Source organism: Gemmatimonadota bacterium (genome assembly GCA_040388535.1).
Lineage (GTDB): Bacteria > Gemmatimonadota > Gemmatimonadetes > Gemmatimonadales > GWC2-71-9 > Palsa-1233.
Map to the genome: position 1 here is coordinate 603,335 of JAZKBR010000001.1, position 17,804 is coordinate 621,138.

Here is a 17,804-nt window from a genome sequence, read left to right on the forward strand (position 1 = left end):
ACTGGTGGAACCACCCTGTTGCGCCCGAACAACAAACTGTTACGGGGGTGCCACAGCACAAACATCGTAAGTCGTTGATTTACCGTAGCCTAGGCCACCACGAATGCTCCTCCTTGCATCTTTCGGACCAAGAAAAAGGGGGAAGGGGGAAGGGGGAAGGGGAAGGGGAAGGAGAAGGGAGAAGCGGGAAGGGTGATGGGAGTCGCCTCTAGTCTCTCATCTCCCTTCTCCCTTCTCCCTTCTCCCTTCTCCCTTCTCGCCTCTCCTCTTCTGGGGGGAGGTACATTTCGACACACCGTGACCCGGCTCTCCTTCCGCACCCGTCTCTTCCTCGCGCTCTTCGCCGTGAGTGCCATCCCTGTCGCGCTGATCAGCGGCGCGGGGCTGGTATACATCCGGACGCAGAAGCTGGTCAACGGAACTGGAAACATCCCCGATATCGTCCGGACCTGGACCACCGCCCGCAAGGAGCTGGCCCGGGTCCCCCTCTCGGACGGGGCTGCGCTCGCCGTGGCTCGACACGACTCCACGCTGACCTACGTGGTGATCGCGAGCCAACAGAAGCAGCTGCTCGCGAAGAACTTTACGGAACAGGGCCCCTTTGTCTTTGTGGCGGCGGCGCTGGTACTGCTTTTCGGCGTCGGCGTCGTCGGAGTCACTCTCTCACGACAATTCTCTGCGCCACTCGACGAGGTGGTAGACTGGACCGACCGGATCGGGCGACACGCCGAATTGCCGGACAAGGCCGAACAAAGGGCTATCCCGGAATTTTCGGCGCTCCAGGCGGCGCTCCGTGACCTTCAGCGTGGCCTCGAACAGGCTCGCCTCGTCGAACTCGAATCGGAGCGATTGCGTGCTTTCGGTGAGGTCGCGCGGCGGGTCGCCCACGAGATGAAGAATCCGCTCACCCCGATCCGGCTCGCCGTACTCCAACTCTCACGCACGGCGACGCCTGAAGCCCGCGAGGTGCTCGACATCATCGCCGTCGAGTCATCGCGGCTCGAGGCGATGGCGCGCGAATTCGCCGAGCTTGGTCGCCTTCCCGAAGGGATCGCGGCACCGGTGGACCTGCAGGAATTGCTGGTCGACCTGCTGCGAAGCGCGGTCCCGGAATCGATGACGCACGAGCTGGTGGCAAACGGCGCGCTTCCGTCGATCGAAGGGCACTACGATCCGCTGCGACGCGCCTTCAGCAACCTGCTCCGCAATGCGGTCGAGGCGTGCGAAGGGAAAGGCAACATTGCCGTGACCCTGCGGCACGTCGACAGCCAGGTCGAAGTGCAGATCAGTGACAACGGGCCGGGCATCGCGATCGCGAAGCGGGAACAGATCTTCCAGCCGTACTACACCGACAAGGGCGACGGTACCGGCCTTGGACTCGCCATCGTCCGTCAGACCATTGAACAGCACCACGGCAGTATTGCCGTCACGGACACACCCGGTGGCGGTGCCACTTTCCTCGTCCGGTTTCCCGTATGACCACGCGCATCCTGATCATCGATGACGAGACCAACATCCGCCGCATGGTGGGTGCCCTGCTCAAATCGGAAGGGTTCGAGGTCGCCGAAGCGCCCAACGGGAATGCCGGGTTGCTGGCGCTTCCCGAAGTGGAGCCCGACATCATCCTGCTCGACCTGATGATGCCGCCCGGCCCCGACGGTCTCGCGACCCTCGAAAAGATTCGCGCCGGCGACACCGAGATCCCGGTGATCATGATGAGTGGCAAGGCGCAACTCGCCGATGCCGTGCGTGCCGTGCAGATGGGCGCATTCCAGTTCCTCGAGAAACCGCTCGCTCCGGAATCGCTTCTGGTCGCACTCCGTTCGGCCGAGACGCTGGTGCGGACCCAGGCCGAGAATCGTTCGTTGCGTGCTGCCCTCGGTCCGCAGCCGGATCTCGTGGGCACCTCAGCGGAAATCGAGCTGGTGCGTCGGCTGATCGCGCAGGTCGGCCCGACTGATGCGCGCGTGCTGGTGCTGGGTGAATCCGGCACCGGCAAGGAGCTGGTCGCCAATGCCATCCATCGCCGCTCGGCGCGAGCCCGGTTGCCGTTCGTCTCGGTGAATTGCGCCGCGATTCCCCGCGACCTGGTCGAGAGCGAGATGTTCGGCCACGAACGTGGTGCCTTCACTGGCGCGACCGCGCGCCGCATCGGGCGCTTCGAACTCGCCGACACCGGCACGCTCTTCCTGGACGAAGTCGGCGACCTGCAACTCGATGCCCAGGCCAAGCTCCTGCGCGTGCTCGAGAGTGGCGAGATTCAGCGGATCGGCGCCGAGCGAAGTCAGCGCGTCGACGTGCGTGTCGTCTCGGCAACGAATCGCCGACTCGAGGAGGCCGTGGCGCAGGGTTCCTTCCGCGAGGATCTGTATTTCCGGCTCAACGTCTTTCCGATCGAGCTGCCGCCATTGCGTCAGCGCCTCGGCGACTTGCCCGAGCTGGTGATGCACCTGGCCGCCCGGCTGCGACCGCGACACCCGCCGCAGTTCACCCCCGATGCCCTCGAAGCGCTCGCACGCCACAGCTGGCCGGGGAACATCCGCGAACTCGCCAACATCGTGGAGCGTCTCGCCATCGTTGCGGGTGACGAGGTCACGGCCGAACTCGTCCCGCACGTCCTGCGCAACACGGCTGCTGCGACGCCGTCGTCGAGCGGCGATCCCTCGCCGGGCTTCGTCGACGACGGGCGCGGCCTGACCGATCGACTCGATGATCACGAACGCGGGCTGATCTCCGGAGCGCTGAGTCAGGCCAGCGGCAACATTGCCGAGGCAGCACGCATGCTGAAAACTGATCGTGGCAACCTGTATCGCCGGATGCGCCGACTCGGCATCCGCGGAGGGGTCGAATGAACCGCTTCCCGCAACTCGCTTCGCGCGCCGTCAGGCTCGCCGCCGCGGGCCTGCTCCTGACAGCGTGGCCACCACTCGCCGCGCAGGACCCGGCCCAGGTGCTCAACCTCGGGGCCCCCGCCGGCGACACGCTGCGCGGGGCGGCGCCAGACTCGGTGCTGACGCGGATCATCAACCGCTTCAATGACCCAGCCACGACCCGGCTGGAGGGGAAGCTCGATCTCGCGCCCGGCGCAAGCATGGCGGGCACGCTCGCACTCTACGGCAACCTCGCCCGGATTCAGGGCACCGTGCACGGCAGCGTGATCATCCTCAACGGCGACCTGCGAATCAGCGCGACCGGGCGGGTCGAAGGGGATATCATCGTAGTCGGCGGTCGTCTCACCGTGGCGGTGGGCGGAGTGATTACCGGCGACACGACGGTCTTCGAGCGCGCTGCGCCGGTGAGCCGGGCACCCGACGGGACCGTCATCCGGCGGAAACCCGGTCGATCACTGACCGACCTCACCACGGCGTCAGCGAGCTTCGCACTCGGTCCGGTTGCCGCGACGCTGCATCTGGGTGCCAGCGCGTACAATCGCACTGAGGGATTGCCGATCCAGTTTGGACCGAGCTTCCTCTGGCGCCCCGGTCAGAAGAACACCCTGCAACTCGACCTCAACGGAATCTTCCGCACGGCGAGCTCGGCCGATGCGAATCGACCCGACCTGGGCTGGACCGGAGCGCTCGTCCTCCGCAACGCCGGCAAGCAACCGCTCACCTTCCGCGCTGATGCTGGTTCAGTGATCGCGCCGATGACCGCACGCGCCTATTCACCCCTCGAATCCGGACTGTCGGCCTTCCTGCTTCGTCGCGACTACCGCGACTGGTTCGCCACGCGCGGCTGGGGACTCAGCGGCGAGTGGTCGCCGACCACGGCGCTCAGCGTCTCCGCGGGAATGCACCAGTCACGCGAGCGCTCGGTCAGGGCGACCGATGCTTTCTCGGTGTTCCGCAGCGGTGAACCGTGGCGCGCCAATCCGCTCATCGACGAAGGTCGCTTCCAGACCGCGAGCATCGGTCTGGGTTACGACACCCGCGACGACAAGCTCCATCCCACGTCCGGGTGGTGGCTGCGTGGCGAGCTTCGCCGGGTCACCAGCGGCGAACTCACGCCGGCCTCATTGCCGACTGAAGTTCGCGGGACGATGCCGGTTAGCGGCTACCAGTCTGATCAGCTCGATTTCGATGCGCGCTATTACCTGCGACTGAATCCGAAGAACGGCGTGCATATTCGCGCCGCAGGCGGTGGCTGGATTGGCGGGGATCCGTTGCTGGTCCAGCAGCGCCGCGCGATGGGCGGCGGCGACCCCATGGCAGGCTACGCATTCCGTTTCCTCAATTGTGACCGACGCCTTCGACCCGATGCGGCGGAGCCAGCGCTCTGTGATCGCGACCTGCTGCTGCAGGGTGAGTTCCGTCGAACGCTTGAGCTCAATTTCAACACCCGCGTTGGCGGCTATGCCTTCGGCATCCAGCGTGCCGATCTCGTGCTGTTCGGCGATCTCGGTTCGGCGTGGCTTGCCGGAGCGGGGCGTGGTCAGGTGCCCAGCAACCGGATCCAGTCAATCGGTGAGTGGCGCAGCGACGTCGGCGCCGGATTTGACGCCGGGCATTTCGGCATCTACATCGCGAAGGCTATCGCCGACCCCGAACCTCTCCGAGTCCTGTTCCGCCTTCAGCGACGCTTCTGAGCCTGCGCGTGCGCCGGTTCCTCCTCGCGGCCTGCTTGCTCGCTGGCGCCACTTCGGTGGTGTCCGCTCAGGCGCAGCCGGTGGTGGATGCCCGTCTGGGCCCAGACCGGAGCAACGGTCCGAATCCGGAATGGCGGGTCGCGAATCTCTTCGAAGAAGGGCGCTGGAAGGATGCTCTCGAGAGCGCGTACTCGATTCGGCTGGAGTGGCAGGTCAAGGCCTGGCGAAAGCGGACGATCGCCGATGCCAAGGGACCATCGCTCGCCTATTCGGTGATCATCCGGAAGCAGCCACTGCTCGAGGAATACCAGATGATCACCCAATCAGCCGGTCGACGCCCCGTCGAAAAGAGCTTCTCGACACTCGATTCGCTGAAGGTCGCTGTCAACGCCTTCGTGACCGTTCCGTTCCAGCTGAGCGAAGGCGGCAGCTGGTACTACGCGGTGCGCCTCGACATCAGCACGCTCGACGATGAAGAGCTCGCCAAGTTGCAGCGCTTCATGAACGATCCCTCCACCGGTGATCCGATCGGTGGCGGCGCAGTCACCCGTGGCGTGATGCGCCTCTTCCTGCCGACCCAGACGCTGAACGAAAGCACGCCGACGTTCACGGTTCGACCGCGCTAGACGTTCGCCCGGGAGGCTTCGCCCATGAGTTCCGCGCTGCGCTTCCTGCAACGCACCATTGCGATTGCCACCGCGGAGGATATTCCGGTGTGGCAGCAGTGGCACGACCTCTGGCGGTTCCATCGCCTCCTGGGAATGTCGCCCGGTGAGTTCGACCGCTACGACCTGTGGGATCGACGACGCCCACTCACGGAGCGGGTCGCCTATCTCTCTCACGCCGAACACCGCATCATCGAGAAGGCGGTCAATCCGGCCGATGCGGTCCGTGCACTCAACGACAAGATTCTCACGACGCAGCGACTGGTGGCGGCGGGAATCCCGATGCCGAAGCTGCTCGGGGTCATCGGCGGCATGTCGGCCACGACTGGAGCGCCGACGAGCGCGTCGATTGCGACCGCCCTCTCCGCTCTGGCCGCGGCGGCTAGCCCGGGCGGCATTGTCATCAAGCCGAATCGAGGACAGGGAGGTCACGGCGTCGAGGTCTTTCCCCGCACTGATCGGGCGGGCCTCGTACGGCCCGATGGCAGCGTGGTCTCCATCGCCGCCGTGGCAGCCATGCTCGCGAACCGGCCCGTGGCGCAATGGAAAGTCGAGGAGTGGCTGGCGCCTCACCCTGCCACGGCCCGGTTTGCGCCGGAATCGCTCGCGACGGTACGGATCCTGACCTTTCGGGCACCCGACGGTCGCATCAATGTCGGTCCGGCCACGCTCAAGTTGCCGATCGATGCGAGTGGCGTCGACAATTTTGGCGCCGGCAATCTCGCGGCGCCACTCGACCTGACAACCGGTCGCCTCGGTCCGGCAGTCCACGCCATCACCCGGGGCAAGGTTGTCGTGCACCCGCGCACGGGGGAACGAATCGAGGACGCAGTGCTGCCTCAGGTCGAGGCGCTGGTTCAGCTGGCCAGTGCCGCGGCCGAGGTCCTCAACGAGCTCACGATTCTCGGCTGGGATATCGCGCTGACCACCGACGGGCCGCGGGTGATCGAGGGCAATGCGTGGTGGAGCGAGTTGATCCTGCAGAAGCCGCATGGCCGCGGGATCGTGGCGGGGAGATTCGCCGAGTTACTGGAGGAGCACGGATTGGGGGAGCTGATCGAGAAACGCAGAAGCGAGATGAGAGATGAGAGATGAGAGATGAGAGATGAGAGACTAGAGATGAGAGACTGGAGAAAGCGGGTGTCATCCTGAGCGAAGCCCGCGAAGCGGGCGGAGTCGAGGGAGCACAGTCTCGCCGTCGAGACCACCTCCCTTCTCTAGTCTCTAGTCTCTAGTCTCTAGTCTCTAGTCTCTAGTCTCTCTAGGGGCTGAACGCCGCCAGCGCATCCTCACCATAAAATATCCGGATGTATTTCTGCTGCGCCGAGGAGAGGCGGCGGATCGCCCAGGAGAGGTGGACGAAGTGCGGTTCCATCGGCGGGCGCAGCGGGTGCATCCCGATTTCGTCGGGGAGATGGCTTCCCTTCCGGGTATTACACGACGAGCAGGCGGTCACCACATTCTGCCACGCGTTGGTTCCCCCGCGTGACTGCGGAATCACATGGTCGCGGGTGAGGCATTCGCGCGTACGCAACTCCACACTCGGCCGCGCGCAGTACTGGCAGGTGTAGCCATCGCGGGCGAAGAGGAATGTGTTGGTGACCTGGCGACGGAAGCGGCGGGGAACATGCACGAAGCGGACGAGCCTGATGATCGCAGGTTTGGGCAACCGCAGGTGTTCGCTGCGTATCGGCTCGTGGCCATCCGCCTCGACGATTTCCGCCTTGCCTTCGATGACAAGTCGGAGGGCCCGGCGCACCGGGACCATCGTGAGTGGTTCGAAAGAAGCATTGAGGGCGAGACAGCGCACCGTTCGAAGCTCCGGACGACGTTAACTAGGGATACCTAGAACGGCGCCGTGAATCAAGGCTGTCGGGGCTCGCCCGCGAGGTGCACCGCACGGCCCGCGAGCCAGGTGGCCGAAACGTCGGCAAGCGAGCTCGCCAGCACCCCCGCTTCGGGATCACCGCCTGCTGGTAAACGGATCGCCGTGAGGTCACCCCACTTCCCCACTTCGAGCGAACCGATTTCTGGTTCGAGTCCGAGCGCCTCGGCCCCACCCAGCGTAAGCGCGCGCAGTGCCGAGCTTGCATTCCACCCGGTGAGGCGCTGTGCGGCCCGTGCCTCGGCGAGGAGGTCGAGCGGTGCGACGCTCACCACCGAGTCGGTGCCGAGGCCGATGCGGAGGCCCCGGTCGAGGTAGCGCTGCATCGGGGCACCGAGCTGATGATGTCGGCGGTTGGAACGGGGACAGTGCGCCACGGCGCAGTCGTGCCGGCGCATCAGGTCGGCATCAGCATCGCTCACGTTGATGACGTGAATGCACAGCGTGCCGGGAGACAGCACGCCGTGTTCCTCGAGCCAGGCGATCGGGGAAATCGGCGATGCCGTTGGGCGGGCGATGCCACGGGCACGCCAGGAATCGGCGAAGGTGCCGCTGAAGTCGGCCAGCAACGCGCTCTCGGCCGGTGGCTCCGCGACGTGTACGGCAATGGGGAGTCCCTGGGCGCGGGCCAGTTCGGCGGCAGCCCGATAGAGCGGGCCACTCACCGTGTACGGCGCGTGGGGGGACACACCGAGCTGCACGCGGCCGGTTGCGAAGCGGCCGAGGCGTTCGAGATCGGCGCCGAAGCGAATCATCGCCGGGCCGCAGTCGTCGGGATCGGGGCCGAACACTTCGTGATGCGCGACGCCACTGCCACCGACCGACGCGAGTGCTGCAATCACCTGACCGGTGCTGCCGGTGTCACAAATAGTCGTGACGCCGCCGCGCCAGCAATCGCGGATTCCCTGCTCCGCCGCAGCGAAGAAGGCATCGTCAGACCGCGTCGCCTTGAGGGCGATGAGGTGCTTGATCCACGACCAGAAGTCCTCGTCTTCGACCAGGCCTGCGAAGCCGGTGAGTTCGAGATGCGTGTGGGTGTTGACGAAACCAGGGAGGAGTGCTGCGCCGAGCAGATCGTGCTGTTCCATCTGCTCGGTGCGGGGGACGGAGCCGTTCGGGCCAACAGCAACGATCCGCCCCGCTTCATCCAGCAGCACCGCGCCATCAGCAATCGCCGGCCCGGCGATGGGCAGGAGCCACGGCGCGCTGAGCCGCAGCATCAAGGGCCGCCGCCCGGACGGAAGGGCGAGTGCACCGGACAGAATTCCTTGGGCGCCGTTCCCGGGGCGAAGTAGCGAATCTCCCGGGTATCCTCAGGACAGAATGGTGTAGCCCGGTAGCCGGTGGTCTTGTCGATCTCGACGGGAATCGCGGTCTGTTCCGGCTGCGACCAGTCGCCCGGCGCTTTCCGGCGCTGATAGATCTCGAGCATCATCTGCGTCCACGCCGGAGCGGCGAGCTTACCGCCCTGGGCACCCGCCATGATCTTGGTGGGGCGATCGAAGCCGATCCAGACGCCGGCCACGATGTCGCGGGTAAACCCGATGTACCAGACATCGTTGTAGTCGTTGGTGGTGCCGGTTTTTCCGCCTGCAGGGAGGGTGAAGCCCGCGCGGTAGACGGCCGAGTTGGCGGTGCCATTGGTGACGACTCCACGCAGTTCTGTGGTCATCGTCCACGCGGTGTTGCCGTCGAGCACCTGATGGCTCCTCGGCTTCGGCTCCCAGAGCAGCTTGCCGTCCTTGTCTTCCACCCGGAGAATCGGGTTGGGGTCCACCCGGCTGCCGAGATTGGCAAAGGTGGTGTAGGCCGCGATCATCTCGAGCGGCTTGACCGACGCCGAGCCGAGCACGACCGAGGGCACCGCCTGAATGCGCGTGGTGAGCCCGAACTTCTGCGCCTCGGCACGCACGGCCTCGGGCCCGACCTTGAGCCCGACTCGCACCGCTACGGAATTGATCGACCTGCGGAGCGCCTCGCGAATCGTCATGGGAGCGTTGGTGAACTTGCCGTCGTAGTTCTGCGGCTCCCAGTTCGGCTGGCCGTCGGGCATCGGCACCGAGACCGGCTCGTCCATTTCGGTGTCATCGAAACTGCGTCCCGACTCGACGGCCGCGGAGTACATGATCGGCTTGAAGGTCGATCCGGGCTGACGCTCTGCTTGCACGATGCGATTGTACTTGGAGTCTTCGTAGTCGCGGCCGCCCACCATCGCGAGGATGTTGCCAGTGCGGGCCTCGAGCACGAGCACGGCGCCCTGCAGGTAGGGCGTGTTGGAGCCGCCCTCGTCGCCGTCCTGGTGCTTCTCGTTGTAATCAGCGTAGGTCTGGTGGGTAAAGCGACCGAGCTGACCGCTCTCGATCTTCTCGAGCTGGGCCTCGAGGGAGCGTTCGGCTGCGAGCTGGGCGTCGAGATCGAGCGTCGTGTAGATGCGGTAGCCGGCCTTGTAGAGATCACCACCGAAACGGGCAGTGAGGATCTGCCGCACGTATTCCACGAAGTACTGGGCGTGGGTATCGAAATCCGAACGCGAGGAGAGGGCGAGCGGATACGACTTCCAGGTCTCCGCTTCCTCGCTGGTGATGCCACCATCGGTGTGCATCAGTTCGAGCACGACGTTGCGACGCTTGACCGCATAGTCCGGATGACGCCGGGGATTGTAGGTGCCCGGTGCCTTCGGGATCGCAGCCAGCATCGCAGCCTCGGCAATGTTCAGGTCGCGCGCCGACTTCCCGAAATAGCGCTGCGATGCCGACTCCACGCCGTACGCCCCGTTGCCCAGGAAGATCTGGTTGAGGTAGAGCTCGAGGATCTTCTCCTTGCTGTAGCGCTTCTCGATTTCCATCGCGACGCGCGCCTCGCGAATCTTTCGCGCGATGCCGGAGAAGCCGCTGCGCTTGCTGCGATCGATCGACTCGGGAAAGAGATTACCCGCCAGCTGCATGGTGATGGTCGAGAACCCTTCCTTCGCGAACGACACGGCAAGGATGTTGTTCTTGATGGCGCCCAGCAGGCGAACCCAGTCGACACCGTGATGGTCGTAGAAGCGCTTGTCCTCGACCGCGATGAAGGCACTCGGAATGGTCGGCGACATCTCCTTCAGCCCGATGACCGTTCGCTTGATCAGGCCGAAGTCGGTGATCGGGCGCCCATCGGCCGCGAAGACGCGCGAGGCCTGGTCGGGGTCGTACTGGGCGAGCGGGGCCAGCGATGGGCAGGCATCGGCACCGGCGCAGGCGCGAGTCCACGCGCCGATGATCGCCATCAGCGTGAAGGCCGTGCCGGCGAGGAGGACGAGTGCGATGCGACGACGCAGGGAGGAACGGCGCCACCCATCAGCGAAGGACTTCCGCCAGCGGGAGAGCCGCCCGGGCTTCTTGGGCATGGGGTGGAAGGTATTCGACCCGGGGACGGCTTGCACGTCCGGGCGCGCGTCGGGCATCTTGCCGTGCAATGACCAACCTCCTTGAAGTCCTCCGTGCCCGGGGCATGGTCCACGATGCCACCCCCGACCTGGCCGATCGCCTCGGCCAGGGTCCCATTTCAGCGTATATCGGTTTCGATCCGACGGCGGATTCACTCCACGTCGGCAACCTGGTCCCGGTCATGGCGCTGGCCTGGCTGCAGCGGCTGGGCGGCCGCCCGCTGGTGCTGGTCGGCGGGGGTACCGGGATGGTCGGCGACCCCTCCGGCAAGCGATCCGAACGGCCGATGCTTGCAACAGAGACGGTGACGGCGAACGCCGCCGCCATCCGCACCCAACTGGCCCGATTCCTCGACTTCCATGAGGCGGCCGGCGGGGCCCGGATGGTCAACAATGCCGACTGGCTCACCGGGCTCGGGCTGCTCGAGTTCCTGCGCGACGCCGGCAAGCATTTCACCATCAACTACATGCTCCAGAAGGACGCGGTGAAGAGCCGGCTCGACAGCGGCATCTCGTTCACCGAGTTCGCCTACATGCTGGTGCAGGCGTACGACTTCGCCCATCTCGCGCGCACGGCTGGTTGTGAACTCCAGATGGGTGGCAGCGATCAGTGGGGCAACATCACCGCCGGCATCGAACTCGCCGCACGGCGGGACGGCGCCAAGCTGCACGCCCTGGTGCTGCCGCTGTTGACCACCGCCTCGGGCACCAAATTCGGCAAGAGTGAACAGGGGAACATCTGGCTCGACCCGGCGAAGACTTCGCCTTACGCGTTTCATCAGTTCTGGCTGAACGTGGAAGATGCCGATGTCGGTCGGCTGCTTCGGTTCTTCACCTTCCTGGAGCTCGACGAGATCGAAGCGATCGTGCGCGACCACGGGGCCGACCCCGGGAAGCGACAGGCGCAGCGGCGGCTCGCCGACGAGGTGACCGGCCGGATCCACGGTGCGGATGCGGTGCGCCGCGTGGCGCTCGCCGCCGGGATCCTTTTCGGGAGTGGTGATCTCGCGGCGGCCGATGAGGCGACACTCGCGATGGTCACGGCCGAGGTTCCGACGCGGGCCCTCACCCGCGGCGCGCTTGATGCAGGTGTCGGGATTATCGACGCACTGGTGGAGTGCGGACTCGCGGCCTCGAAGGGTGAGGCACGGCGAGGACTCGATGGCGGCGGTTTCTCGGTGAATGGCGTGTCGGTGGATGCCGCGAGAATCGTCACCGGCGCCGATGCCCTCCAGGGCGGCGTCGTGCTGTTACGGAAGGGCAAGCGAAACTGGGCGGCGTTGCGATTGGAGGGGTAGCTATGACAGGTCGGCGGCGGTGGCAGGGCCTTCTCACGGCGAGCATCCTGCTCGCCGCTGTCGCGTGTGCCGACGGACCCGTTGATGGTGGCGTCACACCGCCCCCGGCGGCGGTTCCTCCGCCGCCCCCACCGCCACCTCCTCCGCCACCACCGCCACCACCGCCACCGCCAACGACGGTGCCACTGCTCCTGACGGTCGCGCCCGCGACGCGCTCGGCCACGGCGCAGAGCGGCACGGCGGCACCTGCCGATTCGGCGACGATCACGGTCACGGGCGACGGCGCCGCCGCAGTCAGCTGGAGCGTCTCGCGTCGGCTCGCGCGTACGGCGCTTGTGAGCACAACGGGTTCGGGCAGCACTGTCCTGCGCTGGCAGCGAAACAGCGCCGGGCTCCCGGCCGGCATCACCGTTGATACCATCACCATTGTCGCACCAGGGGTGAGCGGCTCCCCCGCAGTGATCTTCGACACCCTCGTGATCACCACCGCGCCCGTCCCACTCGCGCTCGCCATCGGGCCGACCCACCGCAACAACACCACCGTGCAGGGAAGCCCTCTCCCGGGGGACTCCACCCTGCTCACGATCACCGGCACGGGAGCGCCAACGCTGTCGTGGAACGCCACGAAGCGGGCGACCTGGAACACCCTCAGCACCACGAGTGGCAACGGAACATCGTGGGTCTACTGGCTCCGCAATGTCACCGGACTCGGCGTCGGCACCTGGGTCGACACGATTCGCGTGACCGCATCCGGCGCCGAGGGCTCACCAGCATTCTTCTTCGACACGGTCAGGGTGACGGCGGCACCGGTGCTGCTGTCGCTGAGTGTGACGCCGCGCGGGCATCGAACCGCGATCGCAACCGGGAGCAACGCGGGCAGCGATTCGGCGCGCATCACCCTCAGTGGCGACGGGGCGGCCGCGGCCCCGTGGACGGCAACTGCTGCGCACAACTGGACCGTCATCACCGCTGGGGGCGGGAACGGCAGCGGCATGGCGCGCTGGACGCGAAACACCCAGGCGCTCCCCGCGGGAACCTGGATCGACACTATTCGGATCGTTGCCCCGGGAGCGGTCGGCTCGCCGGTGGGGATCTACGACACCGTCGTGGTGAGCACCCCGCCGCCCCCGCCGCCGCCACCACCACCGCCACCGCCTGGCGGTGAAGTCCGGCCAGACCTCGGCCTGAATGCGTCGCTGCACGGTCGGCGCTTCTTCCCCGACAACTCCGAGTGGAATCGCATCATTTCTGGCGATCCGGTGGATCCGAACTCGCTGGCAATCCTGACGCGCATCGGCCTCACGCGGCAATTGCATCCCGATTTCGGTGCGAACTACCTGGGCGGGCCGTTCGGTATCCCCTATATCGTCGTTGCCGACAATCTCCCGCGGGTGAGTGTGCCGTTTGACTATGACGACGAGAGTGATCCCGGGCCGTATCCGATTCCGGCGAGTCCGCCCATCGAACCTGGTGGCGGCGATCAGCATCTGCTGGTGATCACGCAGGATGAGTGGAAGTTGTTCGAGATCTATGCGCTGGTCGGCGGACCCGGCGGATGGAGCGGGGGGTCAGGCGCGATCTTCGACCTCACCACCGGCGCACTTCGCCCTGCGGGCTGGACGTCGGCCGATGCGGCAGGGTTGCCGATCCTGCCGGGCCTGGTGCGCTACGATGAAGTCGTGGAGGAGGGCGAGATCCGTCACGCGCTGCGCTTCACCGTGCAGAACAGTCGCAAGGCATACATCGCGCCAGCACGGCATTGGGCCTCGTCGAGCACCGATCCGCTCCGGGCCCCGATGGGGATGCGAGTGCGGTTGAAGGCGTCATTCGATATCAGCAGTTATCCGGCGGCCGCGCAGGTGATCCTGCGCGCGCTGAAGACCTATGGGATGATCGTCGCCGACAACGGCAGCGACTTCTTCCTCTCCGGCACGGCGGACGCTCGCTGGAACGATGCGGTGAACAACACCTTGAAGCAGGTGCACGCGGGGGACTTCGAGGTGATCCAGATGGTGGGAGTGGTGACGCCGTAGCCCCGGCCCTGCTACCGCGCGAGGAGCTCGCGATAGACCGCGGCCGTTTCGCGGACCATATGCTCGGCCAGGAACGATGCCCGGATCGTGAGTGAGAGTTCGCGAGCGTGTCGAGCGCCGAGTTCCCCGCCCCGCAGCAGCCGGCGCAGCCCATCGGCCATCTCGACCGGGTTCTCCGGCGGCACCAGCGTCCCGTTGACGCCGTCGGTAATCAGCTCCGCCACCCCACCGACATCCGTCGCGACCACCGGAAGCCCTTGCAAGCCCGCCTCCAGCAACACCATCGGGAACGCTTCGTCTTTCGAGCTCTGGACGTAGAGGTCGGCCGCCGCGAAGAGGGTCGCAGTGTCCGAGCGATGGCCGAGGAGGCACACGTGGTCAGTGAGTCCGAGCTCGCGCACCTGCTGTTCGAGGTGCGGACGGTTGGGCCCTTCGCCGGCAACGACCAGCGTCACTTCATCGCCGCTGTCTAGCAGCAGCCGGACTGCGGTGAGCAGGGTCGCCTGATCCTTGTACTCCATCAACGCCGCCACATTGAGCAGCACGCGCGCGTCGGCGGCCAGCCCGAGACGACGGCGCGCTTCATCACGATCGAGCACGATTTCGGACGAGGCGCTGCCGTTGTAGATCACCCGGCCACGCGGCGGACCAAGCGAGACGCCGGAAATGGCATCCCAGTCGGCGAGCGTCGCGCGCGAGACGGCGATGCCGACATCGAACGCCGCCATGTTCCGGTGACAGAGATAGCGCCATGTCCAGGAGCGAACGCGCTCCGGCGCCACCATCGACGGCGGGAAATGCAGCGTCGAGATGACAGGGCATTTCGGGCTCTGGGCACGCGCCGCGAGCGCGGCGACTTCGGCGCCGACCGACTGCACGTGGATCAGGTCGGCGGGGACGGCCGCCAGCGCCCGATGGACGAAGCGGTACTCGTCCCAGCTGCCGAGCAACCACTTGACGCTCCGTGGGGCCGCGGCGCGGTAGAGGCGCGCCACGGTCGGGAGCCAGCGGCCGGCACGACTCTTCGGTGCGTCGGCAGACAGCGCATTCGCGACTTCGCCAGGCACGTGCACGGCGACACCGAGTTCGGCGGCAGCCTGATGCCACGGCCGGCCTTCGGGCGCGACCAACGTGGCATCAAAGCCAAATGCCGGAAGGGAACGCGTCAGCTCGACGGCGTAGGTCACGATGCCGCCCCACGCCTCTTCATCGCAGAAGATGGTGACGCGTGGCCGTGAAGCGGTTGCCGGCGCCGCGGGGGGCATCAGCCGCGGAGTGCGGCGCGGAGCAGCAACTTCAGGCGCGGGGGAACCCGGCGACCGAGGAGCTGGCTGGTTTCCTGTCGCCATGCGAGATAGTGGCGCAGGCCCTGCCCCGCCGCAAGCCATCCATTGATCCAGATCGAACGATTGAGCAACCCATCGAGCGCTTCCGATTCCACTGCGGAGTGATCGGGGCTTTCGCGCTGCATCTTCACCGCAGCGCGTAGCAGCTGCGGTTCGGACCACGCGGCACGCGAGGGATCGGAGGCATTGTTGCCGTGCTCGCGACGACGCGCAGTGGCGCCATCGTGCCAGACCACTGTGCCGGTACTCGTCAGTCGCCAGAAGAAATCGACATCCTCGCCATACTCGAGTGCGGGATCAAAGAGTCCGCTGCGGTCGATGGCGGCGCGCGACGCGACCCAGCTGCTGGGCAGGATCATCGATTGACGCACCTGAATCGCGCGCAGCTCGTCGCCGAGCCGTTGCAAGCCCGGGGCAGGAAAGTCGGTCGAGATGCGTCGGAGATCGGCACGAATAAGCTCGAGGTTGCCGCCGAGGTCGGCGCCGCCATCCTTGAATCGCTCCAGGTCACCGAAGGCGAGGACGACAGAAGGATCGGAGGCAAAGGCGGGAACGAGTCGCTCGAGATGCCCCGGCAGGAAGGCGTCGTCGCCATCGAGGAAGGCGAGCAACTCTCCAGTGGCAGCCTCGATACCTCGATTGCGACTCCGACTGAGGCCGCGGTTCGGACCGTCGAGCAGGACCAGCGGGGTTGACCCACAGTGTCCGTTCCAGGCGCGCACCCGCACATTGGTGTCGTCGGTAGAGCCATCGTCGACGACGATGACCTCGTGGGCTGGACGGCGCTGTGCCGCAACGCTTGCCAGCGTCTCATCGATGAACCTGCCGACGTTGTACGCCGGTATGATCACGGAAACACGGCGCAGTTCGGTCATTGCCCTGGGGTCGACGTAGGGGGGGATCCCACCCCGTGCCGTCGTGCGGACGGGGTGACCGAAACATAGCGGGGGACGACGACTCGCGGCCACCCATAGCAGACCTGACGCGGGCCGGATTTGGCGGATCGACGATGATGGGATATCGTCCCGTCTCCCCGAATGGTCATCTCGGGGCCCCCGAGCATCGACTTCGACAGAGCACTGGGTGCGAATGCCGCAATGGCCATAACGCCTCGCGACGAGGCCGACGCAGCAAACATCGGGATGATCTGGAAGAACGCCGGCTGGCTTGGCGTCGTTCCGATTCTGCTCAACTTCGTCGCCCTCTTCAGCACGGGGTACATCACCCGCCGCGTCGGTCCGGAACAATTCGGTCGCTTCAATCTTTCGTTCTCGTTGATCACCCTGACGCTCATCGTCACCGACCTGGGGTTGCGCGCGCTCGCGGTGCGTGACCTGGCCCGAGGCGGGCGCGGCGCACGCCACGAATTGAACGATCTGCTGTCGCTCCGGCTGATGATGGCGCTCCTGGCCATGATGCTGGCGTGGCTGCTGGCGGCAGGCGCGAGCTGGTTAGGGAAGCCATCACTGGCGCATGTCATGTTGATCAGTTCGTTCGGGATTCTTCCGACCGCCCTCACCGGCACGCTGACCGATGGCTTGATCGCAAGGGACAAGGCACGTATCACCAGCGTATCGACCTTCTGGAGCGGCACGCTCTTGACGGTCGCCTCCGTGATTGCCGTGGCGATATCGCCGACGGAGCTGGCACTCGCCACCTCGTATCTCGTGGGTCCCATCGTCAACATGGCCATGCTGGCGCGCTCTTCCCGCACCCTGTACGGACCGGCCCGCCTCCGCTGGCGGCCACGCCAGTGGCGCGTGCTGGTACGCCGTGCGATTCCGTTCTATCGGATCAGCATCGTCGGCGTGGTGCTCGGCCGGATCGAGTTGCCGCTGATCGCGGCCCTGTTCGGCGACAGAATGGTGGGCTACTACAGCGCGGCGATGTCGCTGGCCGATCGCCTGAGCGCCGTGATCGACAGTGTGACGACGGCGGCGCTTCCCACCCTGATGCGACTCGGTGGGGATGCCAAGCGGATCACGAGCGTGCTCGCGCGGATCATGTACCCGTTGCTGGGGGCGCTGCTGGCGGGTGCTGTCATGGCCAGCACCGGGACGACGGCCGCCGTGAGTGTCGTCTTCGGTGCGGAGTATGCTGCGGGTGGCCCCGCGCTCGCAGTCGGCCTCTTCATCCTGCCAATGAACGCCATGAATGCGCTGATCTTCGAGGGGTTCGTCGCGCTCCGCCGTGTCGATTTCGTGGCTGGGACCATCCTTCGTGGGCAGATCGTCAATGGAGTACTCTTGCTGATCCTGGTGCCTTCGATCGGAATCATCGGCGGGCCGGTTGCAAAACTTCTCAGTGGAATGACCATCGCGCTCTCGCGGGTGGAGGCGAGCAGGAAGGCTTTCCCGGGACTTTGGTCACGGGTGTACCTTGGGCCGTTATCGCGTCGGACGCTCTGGGCGCTGCCGGTCCCCTTCCTCGTGCTGTTCGGCCATTTTCGACCGCTGGTCACGGTACTCGTTGCGGGCGGAGCGTTCCTCGTGTGGGTCGCGGCCACGGCTCGTACCAGCGGCGTCCTTGCGCTGCTGCGGCCCCGCGCCGCGCCATGATCCGTGAAGG

At 66.1% G+C, this 17,804-nt stretch carries 13 protein-coding genes; 8 read left to right on the forward strand and 5 right to left on the reverse strand.

The genetic code is table 11. From position 1 onward, the window contains the following. The first annotated feature begins 297 nt into the window (after nt 1–297). The 5 genes from V4558_02780 to V4558_02800 are packed head-to-tail and all read left to right on the forward strand — an operon-like array spanning nt 298 to nt 6,345. A complete protein-coding gene (locus tag V4558_02780; protein ID MES2304397.1) occupies nt 298–1,479 on the forward strand; it encodes a HAMP domain-containing sensor histidine kinase in 1,182 nt (393 codons plus the stop codon). Further along, nucleotides 1,476–2,852, forward strand: a complete 1,377-nt coding sequence (locus V4558_02785; GenBank protein MES2304398.1) for a sigma-54 dependent transcriptional regulator — start codon at nt 1,476–1,478, stop codon at nt 2,850–2,852. Before V4558_02780 ends, V4558_02785 begins: the two co-directional genes overlap by 4 nt. Beyond that, the gene (locus V4558_02790; GenBank protein ID MES2304399.1) at nt 2,849–4,585 is read left to right on the forward strand and encodes a BamA/TamA family outer membrane protein; all 1,737 of its coding nucleotides are present in this window, start codon (nt 2,849–2,851) and stop codon (nt 4,583–4,585) included. The genes V4558_02785 and V4558_02790 overlap by 4 nt, the downstream gene beginning before the upstream one ends. 8 nt (nt 4,586–4,593) lie before the next feature. Then, on the forward strand, nt 4,594–5,211 hold the full coding sequence (locus tag V4558_02795) for a hypothetical protein (GenBank protein ID MES2304400.1): 618 nt from the start codon (nt 4,594–4,596) through the stop codon (nt 5,209–5,211). 24 nt (nt 5,212–5,235) lie between these two features. Further along, nucleotides 5,236–6,345, forward strand: coding sequence for a sugar-transfer associated ATP-grasp domain-containing protein (locus V4558_02800; GenBank protein MES2304401.1), 1,110 nt, complete (start codon nt 5,236–5,238; stop codon nt 6,343–6,345). Between the two features lie 166 nt (nt 6,346–6,511). On the opposite strand, the gene V4558_02805 is transcribed toward V4558_02800, so the two are convergent. Genes V4558_02805 through V4558_02815 form a run of 3 tightly spaced genes read right to left on the reverse strand, consistent with a single transcriptional unit; the run spans nt 6,512 to nt 10,520 of the window. Beyond that, on the reverse strand, nt 6,512–7,060 hold the full coding sequence (locus V4558_02805; protein MES2304402.1) for an HNH endonuclease: 549 nt from the start codon (nt 7,058–7,060) through the stop codon (nt 6,512–6,514). A gap of 53 nt (nt 7,061–7,113) precedes the next feature. Continuing rightward, entirely contained in the window at nt 7,114–8,355 is a 1,242-nt protein-coding gene (locus V4558_02810; protein MES2304403.1) for an amidohydrolase family protein, read from the reverse strand. Beyond that, nucleotides 8,355–10,520, reverse strand: a complete 2,166-nt coding sequence (locus V4558_02815) for a PBP1A family penicillin-binding protein (GenBank protein MES2304404.1) — start codon at nt 10,518–10,520, stop codon at nt 8,355–8,357. Before V4558_02815 ends, V4558_02810 begins: the two co-directional genes overlap by 1 nt. 68 nt (nt 10,521–10,588) lie before the next feature. Here V4558_02815 and tyrS point away from each other — a divergent pair, with 68 nt between their 5' ends. Both tyrS and V4558_02825 read left to right on the forward strand, forming a co-directional pair. Continuing rightward, nucleotides 10,589–11,857 (forward strand): tyrosine--tRNA ligase, encoded by a 1,269-nt coding sequence (tyrS, locus tag V4558_02820; GenBank protein MES2304405.1) that lies wholly within the window; start codon nt 10,589–10,591, stop codon nt 11,855–11,857. A gap of 2 nt (nt 11,858–11,859) precedes the next feature. Further along, nucleotides 11,860–13,890, forward strand: coding sequence for a hypothetical protein (locus V4558_02825; GenBank protein ID MES2304406.1), 2,031 nt, complete (start codon nt 11,860–11,862; stop codon nt 13,888–13,890). 11 nt (nt 13,891–13,901) lie between these two features. Here the strand turns inward: V4558_02825 and V4558_02830 are convergent, their stop codons facing one another. Next, nucleotides 13,902–15,155, reverse strand: a complete 1,254-nt coding sequence (locus V4558_02830) for a glycosyltransferase (protein MES2304407.1) — start codon at nt 15,153–15,155, stop codon at nt 13,902–13,904. Then, the gene (locus tag V4558_02835) at nt 15,155–16,111 is read right to left on the reverse strand and encodes a glycosyltransferase (protein MES2304408.1); all 957 of its coding nucleotides are present in this window, start codon (nt 16,109–16,111) and stop codon (nt 15,155–15,157) included. Before V4558_02835 ends, V4558_02830 begins: the two co-directional genes overlap by 1 nt. Before the next feature lie 222 nt (nt 16,112–16,333). On the opposite strand from V4558_02835, the gene V4558_02840 reads away from it, so the two are divergent. Next, nucleotides 16,334–17,794, forward strand: a complete 1,461-nt coding sequence (locus V4558_02840) for an oligosaccharide flippase family protein (protein MES2304409.1) — start codon at nt 16,334–16,336, stop codon at nt 17,792–17,794. The last annotated feature ends 10 nt before the right edge of the window (nt 17,795–17,804 follow it).